Source organism: Microbulbifer maximicatervae (SeqCode), assembly GCF_052467305.1.
In genome coordinates, this window is the sequence record NZ_CP174306.1 from 1457580 (window position 1) to 1481743 (window position 24164).

21 protein-coding genes are annotated in these 24164 nt (G+C 44.6%); 17 read left to right on the plus strand and 4 right to left on the minus strand.

The genetic code is table 11. The features are described 5' to 3' along the window. The first annotated feature begins 352 nt into the window (after positions 1–352). The 4 genes from ACJJI4_RS06755 (at position 353) to ACJJI4_RS06770 (ending at position 4295) form a co-directional block, all read left to right on the plus strand. Positions 353–946, plus strand: a complete 594-nt coding sequence (locus ACJJI4_RS06755) for a TetR/AcrR family transcriptional regulator (RefSeq protein ID WP_444927503.1) — start codon at positions 353–355, stop codon at positions 944–946. Between the two features lie 74 nt (positions 947–1020). After that, positions 1021–2151 (plus strand): methyltransferase, encoded by a 1131-nt coding sequence (locus ACJJI4_RS06760; RefSeq protein ID WP_444927504.1) that lies wholly within the window; start codon positions 1021–1023, stop codon positions 2149–2151. 303 nt (positions 2152–2454) lie between these two features. Next, on the plus strand, positions 2455–3279 hold the full coding sequence (locus tag ACJJI4_RS06765; RefSeq protein WP_282933242.1) for a transporter substrate-binding domain-containing protein: 825 nt from the start codon (positions 2455–2457) through the stop codon (positions 3277–3279). Between the two features lie 146 nt (positions 3280–3425). Further along, on the plus strand, positions 3426–4295 hold the full coding sequence (locus ACJJI4_RS06770) for an SMP-30/gluconolactonase/LRE family protein (protein ID WP_444927505.1): 870 nt from the start codon (positions 3426–3428) through the stop codon (positions 4293–4295). Positions 4296–4319: 24 nt separating this feature from the next. Here the strand turns inward: ACJJI4_RS06770 and ACJJI4_RS06775 are convergent, their stop codons facing one another. Then, positions 4320–5702: an amidase family protein gene (locus ACJJI4_RS06775; protein WP_444927506.1), complete on the minus strand. Its 1383-nt coding sequence runs from the start codon at positions 5700–5702 to the stop codon at positions 4320–4322. A 180-nt stretch (positions 5703–5882) separates the two neighbouring features. On the opposite strand from ACJJI4_RS06775, the gene ACJJI4_RS06780 reads away from it, so the two are divergent. The 7 genes from ACJJI4_RS06780 to ltrA (ACJJI4_RS06810) all read left to right on the plus strand — a co-directional run bounded on the left by ACJJI4_RS06780 (position 5883) and on the right by ltrA (ACJJI4_RS06810) (position 12804). Further along, positions 5883–6464 carry an HAD family hydrolase gene (locus ACJJI4_RS06780; RefSeq protein WP_444927507.1) on the plus strand — a complete coding sequence of 194 codons (582 nt, stop codon included), beginning with the start codon at positions 5883–5885 and terminating at the stop codon, positions 6462–6464. Between the two features lie 487 nt (positions 6465–6951). Next, positions 6952–7353: a hypothetical protein gene (locus ACJJI4_RS06785; RefSeq protein WP_444927508.1), complete on the plus strand. Its 402-nt coding sequence runs from the start codon at positions 6952–6954 to the stop codon at positions 7351–7353. Positions 7354–7531: 178 nt separating this feature from the next. Then, on the plus strand, positions 7532–7840 hold the full coding sequence (locus ACJJI4_RS06790) for a hypothetical protein (RefSeq protein WP_444927509.1): 309 nt from the start codon (positions 7532–7534) through the stop codon (positions 7838–7840). A 133-nt stretch (positions 7841–7973) separates the two neighbouring features. After that, positions 7974–8330 (plus strand): hypothetical protein, encoded by a 357-nt coding sequence (locus ACJJI4_RS06795; protein WP_444927510.1) that lies wholly within the window; start codon positions 7974–7976, stop codon positions 8328–8330. Positions 8331–9016: 686 nt separating this feature from the next. Next, positions 9017–10306 (plus strand): group II intron reverse transcriptase/maturase, encoded by a 1290-nt coding sequence (ltrA, locus tag ACJJI4_RS06800; protein ID WP_444925282.1) that lies wholly within the window; start codon positions 9017–9019, stop codon positions 10304–10306. A 132-nt stretch (positions 10307–10438) separates the two neighbouring features. Continuing rightward, entirely contained in the window at positions 10439–10882 is a 444-nt protein-coding gene (locus tag ACJJI4_RS06805; protein ID WP_444927511.1) for a DUF4240 domain-containing protein, read from the plus strand. Between the two features lie 632 nt (positions 10883–11514). Continuing rightward, a complete protein-coding gene (gene ltrA, locus ACJJI4_RS06810; protein WP_444925282.1) occupies positions 11515–12804 on the plus strand; it encodes a group II intron reverse transcriptase/maturase in 1290 nt (429 codons plus the stop codon). A 661-nt stretch (positions 12805–13465) separates the two neighbouring features. Here ltrA (ACJJI4_RS06810) and ACJJI4_RS06815 read toward each other — a convergent pair. Continuing rightward, positions 13466–13708 carry a transposase gene (locus ACJJI4_RS06815; RefSeq protein WP_444927512.1) on the minus strand — a complete coding sequence of 81 codons (243 nt, stop codon included), beginning with the start codon at positions 13706–13708 and terminating at the stop codon, positions 13466–13468. Positions 13709–14637: 929 nt separating this feature from the next. Here ACJJI4_RS06815 and ACJJI4_RS06820 point away from each other — a divergent pair. The 5 genes from ACJJI4_RS06820 (at position 14638) to ACJJI4_RS06840 (ending at position 19221) form a co-directional block, all read left to right on the plus strand. Next, on the plus strand, positions 14638–15459 hold the full coding sequence (locus ACJJI4_RS06820) for a trypsin-like serine protease (protein ID WP_444927513.1): 822 nt from the start codon (positions 14638–14640) through the stop codon (positions 15457–15459). A gap of 456 nt (positions 15460–15915) precedes the next feature. Continuing rightward, on the plus strand, positions 15916–16083 hold the full coding sequence (locus ACJJI4_RS06825; protein ID WP_444927514.1) for an IS3 family transposase: 168 nt from the start codon (positions 15916–15918) through the stop codon (positions 16081–16083). A gap of 64 nt (positions 16084–16147) precedes the next feature. Beyond that, entirely contained in the window at positions 16148–16423 is a 276-nt protein-coding gene (locus tag ACJJI4_RS06830) for a hypothetical protein (RefSeq protein WP_444927515.1), read from the plus strand. Further along, positions 16423–17304: an acyltransferase family protein gene (locus ACJJI4_RS06835; protein ID WP_444928221.1), complete on the plus strand. Its 882-nt coding sequence runs from the start codon at positions 16423–16425 to the stop codon at positions 17302–17304. The genes ACJJI4_RS06830 and ACJJI4_RS06835 overlap by 1 nt, the downstream gene beginning before the upstream one ends. Before the next feature lie 861 nt (positions 17305–18165). After that, positions 18166–19221 (plus strand): acyltransferase family protein, encoded by a 1056-nt coding sequence (locus tag ACJJI4_RS06840; RefSeq protein ID WP_444927516.1) that lies wholly within the window; start codon positions 18166–18168, stop codon positions 19219–19221. 528 nt (positions 19222–19749) lie between these two features. Here ACJJI4_RS06840 and ACJJI4_RS06845 read toward each other — a convergent pair. Both ACJJI4_RS06845 and ACJJI4_RS06850 read right to left on the minus strand, forming a co-directional pair. After that, positions 19750–20433, minus strand: a complete 684-nt coding sequence (locus tag ACJJI4_RS06845; protein WP_444927517.1) for a hypothetical protein — start codon at positions 20431–20433, stop codon at positions 19750–19752. A 715-nt stretch (positions 20434–21148) separates the two neighbouring features. Further along, positions 21149–23128 carry an alkyl/aryl-sulfatase gene (locus tag ACJJI4_RS06850; protein ID WP_444927518.1) on the minus strand — a complete coding sequence of 660 codons (1980 nt, stop codon included), beginning with the start codon at positions 23126–23128 and terminating at the stop codon, positions 21149–21151. Positions 23129–23826: 698 nt separating this feature from the next. Here ACJJI4_RS06850 and ACJJI4_RS06855 point away from each other — a divergent pair. Beyond that, positions 23827–24162: a hypothetical protein gene (locus tag ACJJI4_RS06855; protein WP_444927519.1), complete on the plus strand. Its 336-nt coding sequence runs from the start codon at positions 23827–23829 to the stop codon at positions 24160–24162. Positions 24163–24164: the final 2 nt, after the last annotated feature.

Consider the following 24164-nt stretch of genomic DNA (forward strand, 5'->3'; position numbering starts at 1 on the left):
TTCGTGGCATTTTTCGAAGGACTGGCTTACGAACGAGATAAAATGTAGAGGATGACTATCAATTTTGAGTGTATATCTTGGTGTTATTAGCAATACTTGTATTCTGAATATTAGAGATCACCCAGGTGCTTTGTTAGCTGGGTAATTAGTACCAGATTCAAATCCACTTGCTCTAAACTACGAATATCTTCGAGACAATTTCATATGAATGAGTGGGGTCGTATCCAGTTTGGGGATATGGGGCCACGTCAACCAGTCGTACAAACCCCTCAAATTGAACAACAAATAGCCTGGAAGGCAGTAGAGTGCCCTGTTAGCCTCTCTTGCAAGCTAGATAGGAAGGAGCGGGTCTATGCAGGAGTCGGATGTTGCCAATCGGCTAATCGATGCGGCGCGAGAGTGCTTTTTGAACGATGAGTACCAACGGGTCACAACTCGCCAGATTGCTGCTAAGGCTGGAGTGGCGGTATCGATGATTCGATATTACTTCGGTAGCAAGGATGGCCTCTATGAAGATATGATCCGCCAAACCCTTCTGCCATTGATCGAGGCCGTAGAGCAACTCAGCCTTGATGGCGATTGGGATTTTGGAGATTTCTTTGCCCTTTACTACTCCACCATGCAAGAGAATCCCAAGTTTCCGGCTCTGATCCTGAAAGTCATGGCCCTTAATCAAGGGCCGGGGAAAAATGTGATCCGTCAGCTCCTGGAGCGGGGGCGTCAAAGGGGTTCTCGGCGGTTAGCTGAAATTAAAGGTGAAGAAGCCGAATCTGAAGACCCCAAGTATGATTTGCTCAGGATTTCATTTGTCAGTTTGGCTATGTTGCCGATGTTGGCCAAACCCGTCCTGGAAGAGCAAATGGGGCACGTTATGGACCCCGATTTCTTAAAACAGCTTGCAGAGTTTAATGGCCGACTTCTGAAGTCAGGTTTGCAAAGCTTATAGCGATAAGGCCTCAGCAAGTTGGGGCTGGTCTCTTATATCTATTTTTAATCAGATGTTACTTCTGAGGAGTTCTTATGCCCCAGTCAATGCAAAGAAATAGAGCCATAAATTGGGTCTTTCAACGCGCTTCTAATATGATTAATAGTATTTGTAATATTCCTAATGCTCTGATGCCGCCGCCATTTCGAGTAATGCAAATTGGATCGCTATTTTGGCAGTCTAGATGTCTGTATACGGCTGTCCGATTAAATATAGCTGATCATATTAACGGTGAAGTTGTTCCGGTAGAAAAACTGGCAAATGATTGTCATGCAGATAAAGAGCATCTATATCGATTGATGAGAATGTTGTGTGCAATGGGAATTTTTAAGGAGGTAAAAGCCAGGCACTTTTCGCACAATCGAAACTCTGAAGTGTTGCGCAGTGATGCCAGTAACAGCGTAAGAAGCATGGTGCTTATGCATAACTCCCCAGAATTCAGCAAGCCTTGGTTTAATGGGTTTGAAGACCATATTAAAGATGGGAGTGTGCCTTTTGAAGCTGTTTATGATCAGGAAATGTTTGATTATATGAATGATCATCAATCTGTTAGCACGCTGTTTTCGGACGCTATGGATACCGTTGATAATCTTACCGGGCTACAGTATTTACAAGATTTTGATTGGAGCGGGTTTGATAGAATTATTGACTTGGGTGGGGCAAAAGGCAGCAAAAGTGCGAGTGTCCTCTCTTCATATAAACACATAACGGCGATGGTGGTCGACAGGAATAATGTTGAGGGGACGGCAAGAGAGTACTGGAAAAACTCATTGAGTGATTCAGTTGAAGAGCGATTGGACTTCTTCCCAGCAGATATTATTAACGATAGGCTGCCGGTAGCTAACAGTGATAAGAATATCTACTTGTGTACGGCCGTTTTTCACTTGTTGAATGACAGCAAGGCAAAGCGACTCCTAAATAATATTTACTCTGCCATGCAAGGGCAAAATGCTACGCTCGCCATTGTTGACGCAGTATTACCTGAGAAGGGCGCAGACCTTAATTTGGCTGCCATGGACATGCAGATGCTGATGGGAACTCGTGGGCGTGAGCGAACTTTGAGTGAATGGAATCAACTCTTTAGTGATAGTCCTTTCTACTTGGTGGAGACAGTCTCCGTGCGCACCTTTGCAAAACTGATGGTATTGAAAAAGAGAAAGGATTAGGTGCTAAGCAGTAAATGGGTGTCAACAAGCGCAATGTTATTAATCGTGAAAATGAAAAAACATTGCGCTTATTGTATTGGTGGCACGAATAGTCCGCTTATCAACTATAGATACGCCAGCAAGCCAATATCCGTAGTAGCTTAAAGTGCAGTATCACCTGTATAGGTTTTATATACGCCTATATTTACCTATAGCCTCTTTCTGCTAGTCGACTAAGGTTTCGGCCTTTGGTGTCTCAGTGGATATTACAGAATTACTTAGGGGGCTCTGGGCCAATATATTTGAAATTACTGGATCTTAGCTATGTATCTAGTGTCCCGTCTGATAGGCAGCTTGCTAGTTTTATCGGTTATTTATGTGGGGTATGTTTGGGCTGATCTTGAGGACCGAGAGCTCGTTGCTGGGGTTACTTATGATATTCCAGGGTTGGCGTATAGAGAACCCTCTTCTGGCGCTATAGAAGGCTTTGAGCCTGACCTGGTCAGGGCAATTGGGGAGAAGTTATTTGGCGGCCCTGGCTATATAAGGCTAACCCGTGTGCTGGATGAGGATCGTATAAAGGCACTTGAAGACGGAAGAGTAGATATGGTGGTATCCCAGTTTACCATCACTCCAGAGCGCGAAGAAAAAGTGGACTTTTCGATTCCTTATTACGTCACTGGGGAGGGTTTACTGGTCCATAAAGATAGCGATATTGAGAGCTTTATCGATCTGGAAGGTAAGATAATTGCTGTTACTAAAGGCTCACTTTCCCTAAAAAGAATGCGTGCTGTCCTGCCGTCATTGGAGGGGGCAAGATTGGTTGTAGCGCCCACAAGCTCAGCGACCTTAGAGGCTGTTCAAAGCGGAAATGCTGATGCTGCCTCCAATGACATTATTAACCTGGTACTTTTGCGTAAGGCATCAGCCTATCCGACTTTATATCGTCTGGTGAATATTAGTGGAGACTTCCCGCCAAAGCCCTTTGGTATCGGTGTTAAGAAAGGGAATAAGGAACTGCTCGAACGATTAAATGCTGCTCTAGAAAGCCTAAAGGAGAGTGGGGAGATCAATAGAATGCTGGATAAGGCCGTTTCCAGTGTGGGTTCAGAGAATGACCCTGATGATACCTTCAGCGGCTCACAGTAGAATAGTCGCAGAACTATCCGTACAGATAAAGTCTAATTAGGGGCGATATGACTACTAAATCCCCCAGTGTCTTCTTTTCTTTGCTTTTCAGCTCAGTCCTTTTCTTGGCTATTACTTACAGCAATTATCTACTGGGGAATTCCCCGATGCAGGCTACCCATTCGATCTTGGTGGAAACGGATGCACATGAGGGGCTTGTTTATGTACCCTCCCAGAAACGTCTCTACTTCACCAGTGTTCCAGATTTAGAGATTGAGAATCCACAAATATCGATCCGTTACTACGACTTTATTACTGGCGAAGTTGTAACCTGGAAGCACCGAAGCAATATGGCAAACAGCATGTGGCTTAGCAATGACGGTGAACATTTATTGGTTGCAGAGCAGGGGAAAGGAGCAATCCCGGGCGCTATCAGCCGCATAAGCCTTTCAGACGGTCAACGAGAAGTGCTCGTAGATGCCTATAAAGGTAAGCCATTTAATTCACCCAATAAAGTTGTACAGTCACCCTCTGGCTGGATCTACTTCACCGATCCAGATTATGGCTACAACCAAGGCTTCAAGCCTGAGCCAATGTTAACGCCAGCTGTCTACGCTTTTGATCCTTCAACAAAAAAGTTAATTCGCTTGTCAGCGGAGTACATGATGCCTCATGGGTTGGCTATCTCTCCAATAGGCAACCAAATTTATATTGGTGATACTGCAGCTATCGATGGAAAGAATCCTTACAACCCCAAAAAAACAAAAGACATTTATGTAAGCGCTTTGCCATCCCCGGAAAAATTGGAAGAGAAGCAATGGGTGTTGTCGGTACCAGTAGGGATTCCTGATGGTTTTATTGTTACTGGCCCCAAAAATGATCTGTGGGTGGCGGCAGGTGACGGACTGCGACACTATCGAGAGAACGGCTCTCTGGTTAATCTTTACCCTGTTCCCGGCGGCGTGTATAGCGTAGCAACTGACGGTAAAGCAATTTACTCATCAAGTAATACCGCTATATGGAAGACAATGCCCTGAGGGGAAGAGGGGGGATAGTTCCTCTTACTTTTGGAGTGTTATTACCTGTTCGATCTGTCTAGCTACGGCAAGTAGTGCCAAATCCGCTCCAGGTAACCCATCTATCTCCAGGCCCACCGGTAATCCATTGGTACTTGGCCCGATGGGGATGCTGATGCTTGGGGCACCGGTAACTGGTGCGGAGACATTGTTGTATATTAGTGTGTCCAGGGTGGGGAGTGTCTGTCCATTTAGCTCCAGTTGATATGAGGATGTTTCCAGGGGTTGCGCTTCGATAGGTGCAGTTGGAAATACGATCGCGTCCAGTTGATGCTGCTGGATGATCTTCGAATAGCTCTCGTGCACAACAGGCAATTTCTTTAAGGCCGCTTGATAAGCTGAGTCTGGCGGTGCCTTAGGGCCGAGCACTGATTCCTGATAGACCTCTTTCACATCCTCACTTTTGATCATTGCTACCAAACCCTCTAGTTGAGTTTGTGGTTGATAATTCGCCAGAAAATGCCCCATGGCTGTCCGCATCTGATGAAACCCGACGGGAAATCCGATTTCGAGAGCGGCGCTGACTATTGGTGAAAGGTCTACTTCTTCCAGGTCTACTCCGGCATCAATAAGGGTACTGATTAGAGCCCTGAAAGACTGGCTTACTCCAGGTGAGAGGTTGTCAAATAGAGGATGGGCAAGCCCCAAGCGCAACTGATTGATTGGCTTGCATTGGGGTACGGAGACTCCTGTCATCACTTCAAACAGATAGATGGTATCTTCGACACTAACAGCCATAGGGCCGATCGTGTCAAATGCTGGCACAGAGGGTACGACTCCTTGGCAGCTAAGGCTGCCAGTTGAAGGGCGAAAGCCAACAATACCAGTTAACGCCGCGGGTAATCTGACGGAGCCGGCGGTATCGGTGCCGAGGCCAGCGGGCACAATCCCCGCGGCTACAGCAACAGCGGTGCCCCCCGATGAACCGCCGGGGAAGCAAGCGATGTCCCACGGATTCCTTACGGCACCAAATGCAGCGTTATTGGAGGTTACGCCAAAGGCGAGTTCATGTAGATTGGTCTTCCCAACCACTATGGCCCCACATCCCTCGAGTCGCTCAACTACTGGGGCAGAGGACTTCGGCAGAAAGTTCATGCCAAGGGTCCCAGCAGTGGTATGCATACCCTTTACATTGATATTGTCTTTAACAACGATGGGGATACCGGCAAGGGGCCTACGGTGGCTACCGGAGGCCAATTCCCTGTCAATGCATTTGGCTTTTTGAAGGGCGCCATGCCGATCGAGGCAGATAAAAGCATTGAGTTCGGAATGAGCAACTGCATTGTCACAAGCTTCTTCAATCAGTGATACTGCGCTAATCTTTCTTGCGAGCACCATCTCCACAAGCTCATGAAGGGAAGTCGTCATAGTTTGCTTACTAGCTTCTGATTGTACTTGGGATCTTAGATTATAGAGAGGAAGAAAGTAGGACGATAAGAATGATATTGGCTAATTTGATAGCACTAGCCTTGGTCTCACCGAGGTGTATCTGATGGTGAGGAGTGAGCAGCGCGTTTCTGGCCGTTGAAAATATGAGGGTTATGGGTTTTGAAAGTTGATGTATTACTGTTTGATCTCGGCGGCGTACTAATAGAGCTAAAAGGTCGCCCATTACCAACCGGTAAAGCGCCTGTGACAGATGTCATTATTTCCGGTCCTGTAAGACAGTTTGAGAGAGGAGAGATCACCACAGAAGAATTTGCAAACGCTTTAAAATCTCAATTGGAAATAGAGGAATCGATAGAGACTATTATCGATCATTTCACAAACTGGCCCGCAGGATTCTATCCTGGAGCAATTGAATTACTCAGTTCTCTAGAGAAAAACTACAAAGTGGCCGCATTGACAAATACCAATGAACTACACTGGCCACGCATCACTCATGAATTTAACGCACATAACTATTTGGGCAGAATATTCGCTTCCCACCTTATAGGTATGGCAAAGCCCGATGAAGAATTTTTCAGGCACGCGCTTGAGCAGCTGGGAGTTGAAGCCAGTAGCGTTGTGTATATGGATGATATCTCTAGAAACGTAGAGGTGGCGAATAAGGTGGGTATGACTGCGTTTCATACCAAGGGATTTGATTCGGTGTTGGAAGTGATAGAACGTTTAAATATTCAAAAATAGATTTTTGGCAGTAAGAAAGGTTGGAGGTCTAATAGACTATTGTGTAGAGGTAGTTTCTTGGCCTTAAAAATCTACTTAAGCTATCCAGACATGCCTGCCCTCAAGTTGCCCCCTCTTTCTAAATATTAATTTTTAGGAGCTTGTTCACGGTTCACGGCTAAGTTCATTCGAATGTTGGTTAGACTATAATTTGCGCCAGTTAGTAAGTGCCAGCTTGGTGAAATATGATCATGATGAGTGTTATTTCTGGGTTTGGTTGAGAAACGGTGAAAAACACTTATAAATTATGGGGTTACGTGAGTAGGGTAAAATTGAGATAGTAGTCATAGTGATCGTTTTTGCAGTTTGTTTAATCGTACCATTTTAGTGTAACTAGCTGACTTCTAAAGAGAAACTGTAATGGTGGCGGTAGATTGATTATGAGATAGTAGTCAATATAATAGTGGTCAGAATGATTACTATATAGATGTTATATGCAAAGAGCACAATGAAAGAAGTCGTACTTAAAGAGTTCTTTGAGGGCACTCTAGATATTGATGCGTTAGTCGCTGATTTATCGGGTAGCTCAACATCAGAAAATGATACTTCTCATGTTCGAATACAAGACATGGAAAGTGAGTTTGTTGTTAGGTCAGAGCACGTTGTAAAAATATGCAATGCGGCACTAAACAACAAACTATCGCCTACCGAGCTAAAAAACATCGGTTTTTGTTTGCTGGCTTCTGATACATTTGAGTGGAATGCTGATACTGTCGATGGTAGTAGGGTTGCAGATGTTCTATTTTATTTTTCTAGCCCTGAGATCAACTATGAACTAAATTACCACAATATTGGGCTGTTTAAATCGTTACTTATAAATGGCGGTAATCCACTTGAACAATCCATATAACCAGGCCAGCCAGCATCGCTCCCTGCGGTCGCTGGACCTCGTTTCACTCGGCCGCTGCTGGCGGCGTTAGCCATAAGGTCGTCTTAGAATGAAGATATTCATAATATTTTTATTGCTGTTTAAAGCTCAGTTGGCGTTCGGTTGCTACTGCGTAGATGCTTCGCTTGAGGAGAGATATGTGGAGTCTGACTATGTTTATCTCGGTCAGGTTCAGTCTTCAACGCTTGGTGAAAATGGCGTAGTCACAAACGAATTAGTTGTATTAGAAAAAATTAAAGGCGTAGCAGATACCAAAACTGTCAAAAATACATTGTTTTCCGAAGATATGTGTGCATCTCACATGGTGGTAGGATACAAGTATGTAGTTTTTGGGAAAACTGGTTCGATTCCAGAAATTAGTTCCTGTTCAAACACTCGCTCGCTCGGGGATATCGGTAAAGAGGGACTGGCGCAGCTCCAAGAAATGGCTAACAAGCGCAAGCAGTAAACTACGGCCCTGCGGGCCTCCGCGGGACGCCCAACGCTATGCACATTTTGTGCGGTCGCTGCGCTCTCAATTTCGCACAAAATGTGCATAGCATTGGTCGCCCCTGTTGCGGGCGTTAAGCATCAAGACACATATGCCTAAAAGAATTCAGCCCTTTTTTATCGTTTTGGCCATTATCAGCGGCGGCTATGCAGCAACATCTGCTGTTTTGGGTGTGGTGATTGCATATCAAAGAGCTGGACTATCCGAGACTATCAATGTTTTAGATGATCCGGAAAAATTCTGGGGTGTAGTACTAATGTATGCGGCAATAGCCTTTGTCTCTGCCATCCTTGGAGTGAAATCCTATTTCCATCCAAGAATACAGGAGTTTCTCAACTTTGGAATGAAGACGAAGCTTTCTCGGGTGCAAGTCATATTCATCTTATCCTTCGCGTTCGCTGTGTTTATGAGTATTACTTTGATGTCCGGTGTCCTAGCAAATGCTTAACAAACGCAAGCAGGATACTCCGGCCCTTCGGGCCTCCGCGGGACGCCCAATGCTATGCACATTTTGTGCAGGTCGCTACGCTCCCAGTTTTGCACAAAATGTGCATAGCATTGTTCGCCCCTGTTGCGGGCGTTAGTGCGTCAAGCTAAGCTTGATGCTTCTTGCAGGGTGGAAGTCCCTGTCGGGTAAGGCCTAACCAGCCACCTGTATCGAGTGTTGCGCGTAGGGCGGAACAGAAGGGAAAGAAAATATAATTATCTTTTTTTTTCAACTGTGAACAAACTATGTGAAGCGTACACAGAGAATTCTATAGGCCATAGGGATTATCGTGATCCTGAAGTGCTGGTATCGCTCCGATAATAAAGTGAGCTCCGATTGACGAGATGTGTAACGCCATCGAAGTCCAGGCAATGCAACCGTAATGGTAAGGTTGTTGCGGATCGGCGGGGTTATTAAGCCGTGGCATGTAGAAAGAGAAGTATTGAGAACTTGAGAGATCCGAGCAGGTTCCTGAAGGAGCAGGTAGAGACATTAAGCCTAATGGCGAAACCAACGAAGACCACTCGGAAGTCGGATCAGCTCATAGTAGTCCGAGAGCGGGAAAGCCGCTTACATGGCGAAGGGGCTGACAGTAATATCGGTGTGCAACAGAAACATAGTCCGGACAAAGTAGGGCTGGAGACACTATGACAACCGCCTTGCACGCCATCGCATTTAAAGCACAGAGCCACCCCAGACACAGGTTTCAGAATTTATACGGACTGCTAAATTCCAACCTGCTGTATCAAAGCTGGGGCCAGCTCAATAAGCAGGCCCGCCCCGGTATCGACGGAGTAACTACCGAAGTTTACCGGCAAAGACTGCCGCAAAATATTCAATGCCTACATCAACGGCTGTGTGACAAACGCTACCGCACCCAGGCGATTAAGCGGGTATTGATTCCCAAAGGCAACGGCAAGCAGCGCCCACTGGGGCTGCCTACGGTGGAAGACAAACTGGTGCAGCAGAGCGTAGCGCAGCTACTGCAAAGTATCTGGGAGCAGGATTTTCTGCCCTTCAGCTACGGTTACCGTCCCAGGAAAAGCGCCCACCAAGCCGTACACAGTCTTGGCTTAAATCTGCAATTCAAAGGCTACGGCTACATCGTTGAAGCCGATATTAAAGGCTTCTTTGATCAGCTGGATCACGACTGGTTACTGCGGATGCTAGCCCTTCGTATCGACGACAAAGCCCTGCTGACACTGATTAAGCAGTGGCTGAAAGTACGCGTGCAAACTCCAGATGGTAAGTTCAGTAAAGCGGCAGCAGGCACCCCGCAAGGAGGTGTGGTCAGTCCGGTACTGGCGAACATCTATCTGCACTACGTCCTGGATTTGTGGTTCGAGAAGAAAGTTAAGCCGCGTATGCGTGGCAGAGCCATGCTAATCCGGTACGCCGATGATTATGTAGTGGCTTTCCAATTGAAAACGGATGCAGAGCGCTTTTACCGGGTACTACCGCAACGGCTGAACAAGTTTGGCCTGCAGTTAGCCCCCGAGAAAACGCACCTGAAGCGCTTTAGCCGCTTCCATCCGGGCCGAAAACGGCAGTTCCAGTTTCTGGGTTTTGAGTTCTACTGGAGCTTGGACGTCAACAAACGCCCCAGGCTCAGGCGCCGGACTGCCGCACAGAAACAGAAGGGCGCAATGGAAGCGCTCTACCACTGGATCAAAGCCAAGCGCAGTGAGCGTCTGAGAGAATGGCTGCCCACACTGAAGCGCAAGCTACAGGGGTTCCAGAACTACTTCGGTCTACCAGACAACAGTCGAAGCTTGTCCCGTTTGTACAGCTATGTTTTACACAGCATACACAAATGGCTCAACCGGCGGAGTCAGCGCAAGAGTTACAACTGGAATGGTCTAAAGGAAATGCTGGGATATTTTGGGCTAAAGCCACCGCGAGTATACAAACGCAGTATACTTGTGGACTGGTATTAGGGTTCGTGCTTTACACGAGCGAATATATTACTGAAGAGCCGGATGCGGTAGTTCCGCACGTCCGGATCTGCGTGGGGGCAGTTAGGGTAACCGGCTGTCCTACCACTACTGTGAATGGAAGGTACTCAGAAAATGGATGCAGAAGAGTTCTGGAGCGTAATATCCCTAATTGACCAAAACGCTCTCGAAGAGTGCGATGAAGAAGATGCAGTTGAGCCTATAATTGCAGCCTTGTCTATAAAATCGGAAGAAGAAATTGGTCAGTTTCAAGAGCATCTTTCACAAGCTTTATATGCGATTGACGGTCAAAAATGGATAGAACAAGCCGGTGATTCTAGTGGTTCTGGTGATGGCTTTCTTTATGCTCGTTGTTATGTTGTTGCCAAAGGCAAAGAATACTACTCAAAAGTATTAGGCAACCCTAGTGCAATGCCAAAAAGCTCAGATCAATGGGCTGAGTCATTGTTGTATGTAGCTGGTCAAGCTTGGGCAGAGATTACAGGCAACGATGAAGAAGACTACTATAGAGAAGCAACTGTAAGCTATGAGTCATTTAGCAATGAAGCTCAGTGGTAAATCACATAACAAGGCAATCAAAAATCGCCCACAAAAATGCGTGGGCTGGACTCGCTACGCTCGCCTTTTATTGCGGCGTTAGTGCGTCAAGCTAAGCTTGATGCTTCTTGCAGGGTGGAAGTCCCTGTCGGGTAAGGCCTAACCAGCCACCTGTATCGAGTGTTGCGCGTAGGGCGGAACAGAAGGGAAAGAAAATATAATTATCTTTTTTTTTCAACTGTGAACAAACTATGTGAAGCGTACACAGAGAATTCTATAGGCCATAGGGATTATCGTGATCCTGAAGTGCTGGTATCGCTCCGATAATAAAGTGAGCTCCGATTGACGAGATGTGTAACGCCATCGAAGTCCAGGCAATGCAACCGTAATGGTAAGGTTGTTGCGGATCGGCGGGGTTATTAAGCCGTGGCATGTAGAAAGAGAAGTATTGAGAACTTGAGAGATCCGAGCAGGTTCCTGAAGGAGCAGGTAGAGACATTAAGCCTAATGGCGAAACCAACGAAGACCACTCGGAAGTCGGATCAGCTCATAGTAGTCCGAGAGCGGGAAAGCCGCTTACATGGCGAAGGGGCTGACAGTAATATCGGTGTGCAACAGAAACATAGTCCGGACAAAGTAGGGCTGGAGACACTATGACAACCGCCTTGCACGCCATCGCATTTAAAGCACAGAGCCACCCCAGACACAGGTTTCAGAATTTATACGGACTGCTAAATTCCAACCTGCTGTATCAAAGCTGGGGCCAGCTCAATAAGCAGGCCCGCCCCGGTATCGACGGAGTAACTACCGAAGTTTACCGGCAAAGACTGCCGCAAAATATTCAATGCCTACATCAACGGCTGTGTGACAAACGCTACCGCACCCAGGCGATTAAGCGGGTATTGATTCCCAAAGGCAACGGCAAGCAGCGCCCACTGGGGCTGCCTACGGTGGAAGACAAACTGGTGCAGCAGAGCGTAGCGCAGCTACTGCAAAGTATCTGGGAGCAGGATTTTCTGCCCTTCAGCTACGGTTACCGTCCCAGGAAAAGCGCCCACCAAGCCGTACACAGTCTTGGCTTAAATCTGCAATTCAAAGGCTACGGCTACATCGTTGAAGCCGATATTAAAGGCTTCTTTGATCAGCTGGATCACGACTGGTTACTGCGGATGCTAGCCCTTCGTATCGACGACAAAGCCCTGCTGACACTGATTAAGCAGTGGCTGAAAGTACGCGTGCAAACTCCAGATGGTAAGTTCAGTAAAGCGGCAGCAGGCACCCCGCAAGGAGGTGTGGTCAGTCCGGTACTGGCGAACATCTATCTGCACTACGTCCTGGATTTGTGGTTCGAGAAGAAAGTTAAGCCGCGTATGCGTGGCAGAGCCATGCTAATCCGGTACGCCGATGATTATGTAGTGGCTTTCCAATTGAAAACGGATGCAGAGCGCTTTTACCGGGTACTACCGCAACGGCTGAACAAGTTTGGCCTGCAGTTAGCCCCCGAGAAAACGCACCTGAAGCGCTTTAGCCGCTTCCATCCGGGCCGAAAACGGCAGTTCCAGTTTCTGGGTTTTGAGTTCTACTGGAGCTTGGACGTCAACAAACGCCCCAGGCTCAGGCGCCGGACTGCCGCACAGAAACAGAAGGGCGCAATGGAAGCGCTCTACCACTGGATCAAAGCCAAGCGCAGTGAGCGTCTGAGAGAATGGCTGCCCACACTGAAGCGCAAGCTACAGGGGTTCCAGAACTACTTCGGTCTACCAGACAACAGTCGAAGCTTGTCCCGTTTGTACAGCTATGTTTTACACAGCATACACAAATGGCTCAACCGGCGGAGTCAGCGCAAGAGTTACAACTGGAATGGTCTAAAGGAAATGCTGGGATATTTTGGGCTAAAGCCACCGCGAGTATACAAACGCAGTATACTTGTGGACTGGTATTAGGGTTCGTGCTTTACACGAGCGAATATATTACTGAAGAGCCGGATGCGGTAGTTCCGCACGTCCGGATCTGCGTGGGGGCAGTTAGGGTAACCGGCTGTCCTACCACTACTAAGGTGAACATCAAGTGTCGACATCTACATCAAGGAATATATGAAATATCAATGTTGTGTGTGTAGCTCTAGATTTGAAGGTAGCCAAATCAAGGATGACTTCAAAAATGGAGTAAAAGTTGGCTTTTTATGCCCAAAGTGTGGTGCCAATATCAAAGATAATTTGAGTGGCCAGACGGCATTTGACCAAAAGCCAAAGGCACATATTCATTTTTCGCGTTCTTCTTAATAATTTTCTTCCTAGACAGTAAAATCGAACAATATATAAGCACTCCATTAGGTGCAAGCAATTGGCTGGTTCTTGTTATTCTTTTTGGGGTGGCACTCTCTGTTTATGGGTTCATAAACCGTGGATTACTCAAAGAATCTAACGTATTAACCACACAGAGGGTGAGGTCATAACAAGTGACTATGGTTACTCACCAAGTTATGAAGCCATACTCTCATCCCAGTAGGTGTTATTTTCACTATCGTATTCTGGATCGAAATCTGCTTTCTCATGCAAGCAATTAGAGCAACCTTTTAGATTTTCCAGCGTTGACTAATCGCTTTTACATCGGCTTTAGTTTGGGATGATACTGTATGGCTGACATAATGGAAACAAACAAAACCGTTCGTACACGACGCCTTCCACCCCGAATATATCTCTTTCCCTGTAAGCTGCCGCTATCACGATTCATCGGGGCGATATCTACAAGTTCAACAATTTCTTTTCGATTCAATTTTTCTGGCTCAGGGAAATCACATATTAACGTATAAGTCAATGCAATTCCGGTTCCTTTGGTTCTCAACAATAGATCTTGTTTTTGCTGCCGATCAGGTACATTGTTAACCAGTTTATTCAGTTGCTTATCGATTCCTTTTAGCTCATTCTTGAATGGTGCTTAGAATGGTCTGGATAGGCTTGTGTAGTGATTTCGGAATTCTCTGAAGCCGATTATTTTGCATTTTACTCATTTCTAAACAATGACTTCTTACAGCCAGTAAGCTACAGGTCTCTCTAATTTTCCTGGCTTTATCGCATGTAGTCTAGGCTTCATATCCTCATCAAAATGTGCTGTATCAATAGCGCCTAGTTTGTCAGTCTTGGCGGGTCGTCCGACGGACTAGGTAAAGCTTCATATTTGCGAAGGGGTGCAAGCGACAATAGGCAGCCCCGCAATGTCAGAGACACTTACGAGTTCTATTCCAAGTCTCCCTGTAGAATCTGTTAATACTCTTTAAGGCTTAATAGGTTGTAGTTGCTTAATGCCACTTTTATCATTGATAGTACTAAAGTGCTGGCCAGTAGGTCGCACATAAATATCGAGTTCTCTAGTGCTTGTATTAATGTCGACATTGATCTCTTGAGGTTCTATAAGATAAGCTATCTCCGACTCGCTATTCGGGTTCGATGCCCAGATGACTATTCGAGTTATACTTAGTGGGTACTTATTACATTCATATTTGTCATCGCTCATTTAGGAACTGGCTAGGCAGCGAACTGTGATAAACAAGGCTTTCGGTGGTCACTGAAGGTTGAACTCAATTTATCCGTCATTGAAAAGGACTTTCAACAGCATAATCAGGGAAGAACAACCATACAAGATAAATCTCATAGGGAAGTGTAAACCTGTCACTTTGCTTGGAAAAATACACGAGTAAACCGCTAGCTTAGCACTACTCGTATTTAGGGCATAAGCCTATCGACAGTCGTTTCGAAGTAAATGTTGGAATGAAGGATATGAAAAATATAAAGCCATACTTTTTCTCGCTCATACTTACTGCATCTTTTGCGGCCAATGCCATAGTCATTCGTCATGATATTGAGGACAATAAATATCAAATTCCCGCATCTACCTTCCCAGCGCTTGTTGACTTTCCAGGTGAAGGGCACGGCGTATTAATTTATCCTCAATGGGTTGTTACAGCTGCACATGTAGCTTGTATGCGGCATTGTATTGAGGAGCTAATGATTAGCGGCCTATCGCGTAAGGTGGAGACAGTAATTATACATCCAGGATACAAGGAACCACCTTCAACTCTTGTTGAAGATGCATTAGCCTCGGGTGATGGATCAAATTTGAGGGAGTTTTTGGCACTGTCCGACGATATTGCGCTTATTAAGCTTAAAGAACCAGTTATCGATGTTGAACCTATATCTCTTTTTCTTGGTAATGATGAGAAAGGCAAAACTGTCCAAATAATCGGCAAGGGAGCGACGGGCAATGGCTATGATGGAGTGGAGCCTCAAAGCCCCCATCGAACCACTTTACGTCGAGCTTATAATGTCATTTCTAATGTAGATACACGCTGGATTTCCTACAAATTCGATTCGCCAAAATCTGCTATTCCATTTGAGGGTGTGTCGGGTAGTGGCGATAGCGGAAGCCCCGTTCTCATTAAGGAAAATGAGAAATGGTATCTTGCTGGCCTTGCTTCGTGGGCCTCTAGTGAAAAAGATCTTCGTACATATCGTGGCCCACTTTACGGTGATCTCGGAAATAGCGTTCGTATTTCTCATTATATAGTATGGATCGAAAGCACCATATCTGCCGAGGAATAAAAATAGTGATCCACGCTGACGGGAAGCTAGCGAAGCGTTGATCGGCATGAGAAATAAGACTTACCTACGTTTAGTAGGCACCCTGTATGGTTAAGATTAGGCCTAACAAGGGGCATATCATGGGTAAGAAAGAACTCAGGCGTATACGAAGGGGGTTTGCAGAGAGGCAGTTTAGAGGGCGGCCAAGCCAGGGGCAATAATTGACCTGTAGCACGAAAACTCAGCGCCAGTTAACAGCAGATTTGCGGATTTAAATTGTTGCCTGATAAGCACTAAGAGTTAGGTGAGTCGTGCTCACGGATCTACGTCGCTAAGCTTATACAACAGGAGCATAGACTAATAGTTCGCTCTGACAGGGCTGTGTAATATCGTTCGAAGAAATGCCAGGATCTCTTGTCCGAAAGCAAGTTCAAGCGGAGTATGAGTCGCCAAGCTGACAGTTAGGACAATGCCGCAATGGAATCATTCTTTAGCAGGCTAAAAGTCGAGTTAGTCTATGCCGGAACATCCGAAAGCGAAGAGCAAACAAAATCTGAGGTGTTTGAATATATTGAGGTTTCCTACTATGGGGTTCGTAGGCACTCTGCATTAGGCTATACGGGTCCAGTAGAGTATGCGAGCTAATGCACATAGTTAGAGCGTCTATTTTTTGTGGGAAAGTCCAAAGCCAATGGAAGGTTCGGGTTAAATGAAAGAAAGAAGATATTCAGAATTAGACTGGTTAAGAGTTTTTCTAATCTTGGCCGTATTCTTACATCATGTGTTCATGCCGTTTAATGGGGATGGTTGGCATGTGATGAATGAAAAATCAAGTAAGTTACTTGATGATATCATGGTGTATTTTGAGCAGATAAGATTGCATACTCTCTTTTTTATCGCTGGAGTGGGTAGCCTGCTTTTGCTAAAAAGATTAATACGAGAACATTTATCGTCAATAAGTTCCATCGGCTCTTTGTCCCACTAATTGTTGGCATGGTACTCATAGTGCCACCTCAAAATTACTTCGAAAACATAAATGACTACAAAAGTATAATTGATGCGTATCAGCATCTATCTCTGACATTTGAATCTAATCATCTTTGGTTTATCGAGTTCCTTATTGTGTTTATGCTACTAGCCGTGCCTTTTAAGTCAGGGCTCGACAGCCAAGTGGGTAAAGCCTTTATTATCAGACTTGAGCGGCTAGCGTTATTTAAGCATGGATTGTTTTCACTTGTCCTTGTAGTTCTATTGTTGAGGTGCGGCCTTAAACTTCTAATGCCTGCTCAAGATAACAGTATTGATAACTTATCTGTATCGTTGTTTTTCTTGCTGTTCTTCATGGCTGGTATGTGTTTCATGAGTAGTCCTAAAATATGGCAGTCTGTGACTAACAACCGGTCAATCAATTTAAAATGGTTCATATTCAGCACTGTTCTATTTTATGGTTACTACTTCAAACCTGATATTAGCGAATATGTACCACTAGCGGTACGTTGGCAGCTTTGGTGGTTAGTTTGTACACTTGTTTCTTGGTCTGGGCTGTTGGTATTAGTGGGGTATGCAAGTGCGTTCTTCAAGCAAACACCCAAATGGCTACATACCGCAAATGAATTGATTTATCCATTCTATATATTGCACCAAACAGTTATCGTTGCGCTTGCCTTTTATATAGTGCAATGGGATGCAAGTATTGCGGTAAAGTCAATGAGCCTATTACTTGGTGCGTCCCTTGTATGTATTTTGCTATGTTATTTTGTCGTAAAGCCTATAGGTATTTTTCGTTATCTGTTTGGTTTAAAGTCAAAGCGTGTAGTTTATAAGAGTTTAAGTCAGCAGGGCGCTGCAAGCGATGCCTCAGTTTGAGGTGGTCATTTTTTAGATGATTTGTAGTTGCAAGCACCACTGAACACACATCTCAGAGAGTTTTTCTGGAAGCTAGCATAGCCGTTTCGTTCGAGCGCCTACATTTTGAGCTAACAAGCTCCACAAGTTATCAGCGCTATTTGTCAGGGACTGTCAGGTAGTTAACTGAGAAGCAAAGTATGGTATTTTCCCTGTAAATCTATCTGACAGCGGTTAGCCAAAGGCGGTTGGCAGAGTATGTAGGTCGTTCAAAGGTCGTCAGCTGTAACCAGGCCAAGCAAGATCTCCCGGCCGGAGACTAGGTTGGACAGCCTACGTTCCTCTTTGACTGCCCTTTATTGCAACGTTATATGCATAGGTAGCAAAATTGAAAAAGCGTTCTTAATCCCATTCATATTGAGCATTTCTTATTACATTTCCTGATGTATATTCAGAGCTGCTAATTTGCACTGGGATAATGGCTACAATATCCCTGGCTTTCTGATACTAATACTTTCATACCCTTGGATCTTAATTACCATTTATCAGTCACCAATATTATTTATGGATAATTTTGTTGGCTTTTACCCAAGAGTATTAATTTTAGATATCATTGCTAGCTTGGGTTTTAGTTCAATTTTTTACCATTAGTTTACCTAGATAGATTATGTGTTCGTAAAGCATATAATCTGCTGGCGCATTTGAAAGTGAAGAGTAAGTAAAATCTGAAGTGTTTGAATATATTTAAATTTATACAATAAGATTGATGGGCAATTCTGCATTGGGCAATGTAAGTCCATCAGGGCATGAGCGTAAATATACATAGTTAGAATGCCTACTTTTTGTGGGCATGACTAATGTCTTTCTAGTTAGGAGTAGATTTTGGAAATTAGGAAGCTTAATACATTGCGGGGATTAGCAGCTCTAATTGTTTTTGTTACCCATTTTAGCGACATTACGAATTGGCTTGATGGCGTATTGGGTGGCGGTTCTGGAGCATACGGTGTAATGCTATTTTTCTTGCTCAGTGGCTTTTTGATGTCATATCTCTATTTGGAGAAAGACTTCACAAAAGCCAACGTCACATATTATTTTTTAGCGAGAATGGGAAGAGTTTTACCTTTATACTTGGTTGTGGTAGTTGGGTCTTATTTGCTATCAATTTCAGGTGACAATACTCTTTACAGTATACCTGATCATAATGCACTATTAGGTCATTTGCTGTTCTTGTATGGAGAGAGTATTCTATGGTCAATTCCACCAGAAATACAGTTTTATTTCATTTTTATAATTTTCTGGGCATGTGCTAGGAATCGGTCTGGTTATATTTATCTATCAATTTTCTCTGTAATGATTTTGCTGTTTTTCTCTAATTTTCCGAGAATACATGGTGAAATTTATGGTATTCCATACAATGAGTTTAATGTGCTTAGGAGTTTGCCGTTTTTCTTTGTCGGTGTTATATTCGGGATGAACTATAAATCTCTCAAAGTTCCGCGGTATCTTAGAGGGCACTGGTTTATATTAGCGCTTTGTTTAATTCCTCTGATGTATCCTGATTTAACAATGATTACCTCTGATGCAAAACAGAAAATGTGGCTAAGTTACGAAGTGTTACTGGTAATGAGTTGTGTTTTCTTTTGTGTAGTGTTTTTAGTTCCGAATAATAATATTCTACTAGCTAATAGGTTTGGCGATTTTTTCGGGAAGATTTCATATTCTTTGTACTTGCTGCATATGCCAATTGTTGTGCAGGTAAATAAATTAAATTTATCTGTTGAGCTAAAGTTGACACTATCTTTCTCTTTAAGTGTACTGGCTGCATACATTTCTTTTCATTTTTTTGAGAAGCCTATTGCTAAGAAAATACGAAGCATGTCATCTAACAAGTCAAACCAAAGGGCGAAACAAGGCTGCGCCTCTGCTAAAGGAGTTTGAAACCTCTCCTTATCGAGTAGATGCTTGCCTTTTGGATAGGGTAGAAGAGTGCGCATAAAATAGTAAGTGAGAAACGTGTGATTGGATATGCATCAGAGCTCAAAGTTGGAGTTGTAGCTCCAACAGAAGATCTTCAAGTCGACATGGTTACTATTGCCAAATTAATGAGAGCGTATCCTGTGGTGATATTTACGAGGCGACAAATAACTTAAGTTATCGATACTGCCCAAATTCTAAGCATGGATAGGCAAATAAGGTTTGGCTTTCAGTTAGTAAATATATAATCAGATGACTTACTGAATGTTAGTTAACAGTTCTTGCAAAAGCTCTCAGTGCAGTTAGGTGGATTTATTTATAGCTTTCCTTGCAAATAGAATCATAGAAATATAGATGGAAACTGACAAGGGCGCTCAGTGCTTTATCTCTGCCGCCCTTGCCACTAGCGATAACTCATGCAATTAAGTTGTACTCTAATTCTTAACTGCATACCACAATGAACTCGATGTATTATTAGAATTGTTAATTATGCTAGTCCTCAGGGGGTGGCGGTGGTGGTGGAGGGGGCGGCGGTGGTTCGCTAGGGCTGTGCGGTGCGAGGGCAATTAGTAGAGTAACAACGCAGATTGCCTTCATTGTGAGGCCGCCAAGCAAACAAAAAATTAAAGCAAGAGAGTCGTCGTGAAGGTAGGTTAAGACGGGAAACAGCTGTGGTCTTTCCGGTGGTCGACCTTCCTGAATAGCCTCAACTAGGCGCTTTCCTTCTTCGCTAATTTCTATTCTGCTTAAAAGTGCTTGTCGAAGAGTTAAGAGCCATTTCTCCGTAGTGCCATACTTTTTTAAACCTTCTTTAAGCGCTGTCGCCAATGTTTCATCGACCTCTGTATTGGCGTGTATCTGTATTAAAAGTGAATCCGCATCAAGCCTTAGAATTTCTGAAAGACTATCCTTGAGTTGATCAAGAGATTCAAGTGCAACCTGAGACGCTTCAATCATGCATTCAAGTGATTGAAGCATATACAGCGACCAGACATTTAATGCCCCGGAGGAAGTTAGCAACTCATCGTAGTATTTTGAATCTACCGCAAGACCATCTTCAATCCTTGTTGCTGCAAGGATTTTGGTGCGAAATGATCGATAAGACTTAAAGTCCCTGGCTGTCGTATCTGTTGCAGCAATCTTTGTTGCTACCGAAAGTTCCATTATATCTTCCATTGTCCATTTCCATTGTCCAATACGATTTAATAATGCGGTGTGGACAGTAAATATTTTATGTGAGCCAATCAAGCCGTTGTAAGATTTTGTAATTTTCGATGTTGACGGCTAGAAGAACTATTACGTATTTGTTGTTTGGTGCGTAATATCAATAAATAGTAATAGGTTTGATTTGTGCGTGTTGTCTATTTCTATTGTGAGTAAATTGAGGGTTTTTAAGTTGGATTTAATATATGGTTGGCTTAGGTTGTGATTCTGCGGTTATAGGTTTTATTCGTGGTTTATAGCAGGTTGGCTTTTAGGGCGGAGTGAGGTGGGGTGGTGAGTAATCTTATTATGTGCCGAGATTATCTTAATCACTGCAGAGGCTGTTTTAGAGGCTCTTGTAAATTAATCTATCTAAGAAGTTTCCTGCAGAACTTTGCATTCTGTGTGTCATGATTTTCAATTTGGTTGAACAGTTATTGAATGCTGATGCAGGTTTGAAATAGACGAATGGGTAGTTAGTTTGGCAGATGGGTTCACGTGCTATGCGGGGCACATTCTATCAATCGGTAGTATGACTTTCTTGGGTAGGGAGAATTTAGCCTTGTAAACATACAGAGCCCAAAAGGCTCTGTATTGTTTGGGTTGGTATGGGTCAGATATCTGCTGTTATCAGGCGTATTACAGTTTGTGGTTAGTTAGAATTTTACACGCTGGGCGCTTAACTTCTTCAAGGCGTTACAAGGCTAAAATTACGATCAAATTTATCAAATAAGCGCCCAAATTTTATTAGGGCCAAAGGATTTCCGCTCACCTTTAGTCGACCATCTTTGATTAGAGTAGGGGCGCCTACTAACCCGCTAAACATCATACGTAAGTCGGTGCTGTTCAGAGCGAGGCTGGCAGAGGGCTCGCTACTGTGTCGGCCTGGGTAGCCGTGCAGTACCCCATTTTGCACTACGACTAAGTACTTTTCTCCAGTGTCAGTCATATCGATATTTAAGCGGATATCTGCATCTGCCGCTTTCTCACCGTTAAGGCGCACCGCCATCGCGTCGAAAAGCAGCTGGAGAGGGACTCGCGCTACTATTTCTTCATCGGGCAGTATTTCTTCACGGTATTCGATACCATGACGCAATTCCTTGGCTCCGGAGAGATAAAAGTTGCGCCAGATACCAGATTCTGCCTGGTAGCCGAGTTGCTCCAAGCTATCAGCCAATAGATAACGGGCTTGCTCGTTCTCAGGTTCAGCGAAAACCAAGTGCTTTAGCACCATGGCTACCCAGCGATAATTGCCCTGGGCAAAATCCTGCCGGGCCCGAGCCATAATGGCTTCTCCCCCGCCCATGTAGTCGATGTAGTGCTCTGCAGCTTCTTCCTGAGGAATAGGGTGGAGGTTTGCTGGGTTGCCATCGAAATAACCCAGATAGCGATTGTAAACTGCCTTGGCTCCAACATTGATAGTGCCGTAGTATCCTCGATTGGCCCAAGCCTGAGAGAGGTTCTCGGGCAGCTCAAGGCGCTCTGCGACTTCGACCATATCGTAACCGTGGTTAGCTAGGCGCAGAGTTTGGTCGTGGATGTACTTATAAAGATCCCTCTGCTTAGCCAGGTAATCCATTGCTTCATCTTTGCCCCAGGTGGGCCAGTGGTGGCTGCTGAAAACCACCTCTGTCTTATCGCCAAATTTCTCCATGGCGTACTCAATATAGCGACTCCAGGCCTTGGCATCGCGGGTTTTCGCACCACGCAGAGTGTAAATATTATGCAGTGTATGGTTGGCGATCTCACTCATGCAGAGTGCGTTAAATTGAGGGAAGAAAAACACAATCTCTGCGGGTGCTTCGGCCCCGGGCGTGTTAATGAAGACGATGTCCACTCCATCAACTGTCATCTCTGCACCGGTTTCAGTAATCTCTATTGTTGGCGTAGCTATTCCGTGCTCACCATCTGATACTCGGTTGCCTAAGCCGGAAGAGACAAAACCCTCTGGGCTGGAGGGCAGCAAATTTCCAAATTGGTATAACGCACGGCGCTGCATCACATTTCCGGTGCGCACATTCTCGCTAATCGCCTCCTCAGCAAAACCCTCTGGTGCAATAATGTCGATAGAACCGCTCGCGAGCTGTTCTTTAGTCAGAACTCCAGTTATTCCGGCGAAATGGTCTGCGTGGCTATGGGTAAAGATAACTGCACTTACCGGTTGCTCTCCTAGTGCCTTGTTGGCCAGTGCAAGTGCTGCGGCTGCAGTCTCCGCAGAAGTGAGAGGGTCGATAACAATCCAGCCGTTCTCTCCCTGCACCAGAGTCATATTGGCCAGATCCAGCGAGCGCACCTGATAGATACCATCTACCACTTTGAACAGGCCGTTATTCAGGACGTTGAGCTGGGCCTGACGCCAAAGGCTGGGGTTGACGGTATCAGGAGGGGTGCCCTGTAAAAATTGCATCTGGGATAGCCCATAGACTTCCCGACCTTCGGTATTTTTAACTTGGGCGCCGGGAATAGATTCAATAAAGCCTCGTTTAGCCAGCAGAAAATCAGTTTCATCGCCGAAGGGGAGTTGTTTTGCCAGGGATCTATTGTGGGAAATAGTTGCCTTGGAGGCGGGTTTGATCTCGGTATTTAAATTTTCTGTGTGAGTTTTCGGTTCACTACCACAGGCAATCAAAAAGAAGGACAGCAACCACATCAGTATCAGCGAGCGCATTGAGACTCCCCAAAATCGGTGTACATGAAACTTCATTTTTATACTGGGACAGGGTTTTTATTGCCCAGAGTGGCCTTAGCTTCTCCCACCTGCGGTGGCGCGTCAAGACAAGAACTATCCCTTTGGCGGCGTAAAAGTCTTTCTGCAAGGGAAACAGTTTGATGTTACCCACTGGTTAACCAGTTTTGTCATTGGGCTTTGTATTTTCTACCAATACAGTCACGATTGTCGGCACTGTGATGAGTGAAGAGTTTGTGGTTCTTGAATCGAAGACGCTGGATTGTCGTAGCTGATAGTTTAATCTGATCTGTTTTTATATGCCCTTAGGGATTTTATATTTAGCAGGTTTAGGAAGGTTTCTATGGTAGTGAATGGTCGTAAAGGTAAATTTATTATTAGCTTTTTTCTGTTGGTACTAGTACCAAGCTGGCCATTCAAAATAGGGTGTCTTATTTATCAAATTCTATTTTAAAAATAAGACACCATCTATTGGATTTTGAGCAGGTCGCCGATCAAAAATTCTTTAACTTCTATTAATCTTAACTCGAGAAATAATTAAACAGCAGGTGATATATTTGCGCTCTTCTTAGAGAGCGTTGCGCATTAAGAATGCGAAAAATACTAGAGCTACGATATGAGGCAGGTAAAGTGTGTATTCACTGGTGTGGAAAATATACAGAGTGGCTTCGCAAGCAATAATGGCAATTGCTGCAGTTGCCCATGGATGCAGTTTTATCAGCCTAGATGCTAAGAAAATGAGTGTGAAAACAATTAGTCCATATCCTAGTAAATGGACAACAAAAATTTCCCAAAGGACAGCCCCTTCGTCTGAAAGGAATGCTTTGAAAGCTTCGGGTATAGCGATGGCTGCAGAATATTCTGTAATTAATGGGCCTAAGTATCCGGCGACTAAGCCTATTGTTATTCCAGCTATTATGTTTTTCATTGAATCTTTTATAGGGTTGGCCAACTATACCTTATGTGGGGCTGTTAAAGAAAATACATGGCTAGTTGCTGAAAAAAGCTGCGGTTGAAA

Bases quoted from the DNA above. Each gene is read 5' to 3' on its own strand.
- ACJJI4_RS06805 (WP_444927511.1), top strand. From the start codon at position 10,439: ATGGATGCAGAAGAGTTCTGGAGCGTAATATCCCTAATTGACCAAAAC.
- ACJJI4_RS06765 (WP_282933242.1), top strand. From the start codon at position 2,455: ATGTATCTAGTGTCCCGTCTGATAGGCAGCTTGCTAGTTTTATCGGTT.
- ACJJI4_RS06785 (WP_444927508.1), top strand. From the start codon at position 6,952: ATGAAAGAAGTCGTACTTAAAGAGTTCTTTGAGGGCACTCTAGATATT.
- ACJJI4_RS06770 (WP_444927505.1), top strand. From the start codon at position 3,426: ATGCAGGCTACCCATTCGATCTTGGTGGAAACGGATGCACATGAGGGG.
- ACJJI4_RS06795 (WP_444927510.1), top strand. From the start codon at position 7,974: ATGCCTAAAAGAATTCAGCCCTTTTTTATCGTTTTGGCCATTATCAGC.
- ACJJI4_RS06760 (WP_444927504.1), top strand. From the start codon at position 1,021: ATGCCCCAGTCAATGCAAAGAAATAGAGCCATAAATTGGGTCTTTCAA.
- ACJJI4_RS06830 (WP_444927515.1), top strand. From the start codon at position 16,148: ATGAAAGAAAGAAGATATTCAGAATTAGACTGGTTAAGAGTTTTTCTA.
- ACJJI4_RS06855 (WP_444927519.1), top strand. From the start codon at position 23,827: ATGGCAATTGCTGCAGTTGCCCATGGATGCAGTTTTATCAGCCTAGAT.
- ACJJI4_RS06845 (WP_444927517.1), bottom strand. From the start codon at position 20,433: ATGGAAGATATAATGGAACTTTCGGTAGCAACAAAGATTGCTGCAACA.
- ACJJI4_RS06820 (WP_444927513.1), top strand. From the start codon at position 14,638: ATGAAAAATATAAAGCCATACTTTTTCTCGCTCATACTTACTGCATCT.
- ACJJI4_RS06755 (WP_444927503.1), top strand. From the start codon at position 353: ATGCAGGAGTCGGATGTTGCCAATCGGCTAATCGATGCGGCGCGAGAG.
- ACJJI4_RS06775 (WP_444927506.1), bottom strand. From the start codon at position 5,702: ATGACGACTTCCCTTCATGAGCTTGTGGAGATGGTGCTCGCAAGAAAG.
- ACJJI4_RS06850 (WP_444927518.1), bottom strand. From the start codon at position 23,128: ATGCGCTCGCTGATACTGATGTGGTTGCTGTCCTTCTTTTTGATTGCC.
- ltrA (WP_444925282.1), top strand. From the start codon at position 9,017: ATGACAACCGCCTTGCACGCCATCGCATTTAAAGCACAGAGCCACCCC.
- ltrA (WP_444925282.1), top strand. From the start codon at position 11,515: ATGACAACCGCCTTGCACGCCATCGCATTTAAAGCACAGAGCCACCCC.
- ACJJI4_RS06825 (WP_444927514.1), top strand. From the start codon at position 15,916: ATGGAATCATTCTTTAGCAGGCTAAAAGTCGAGTTAGTCTATGCCGGA.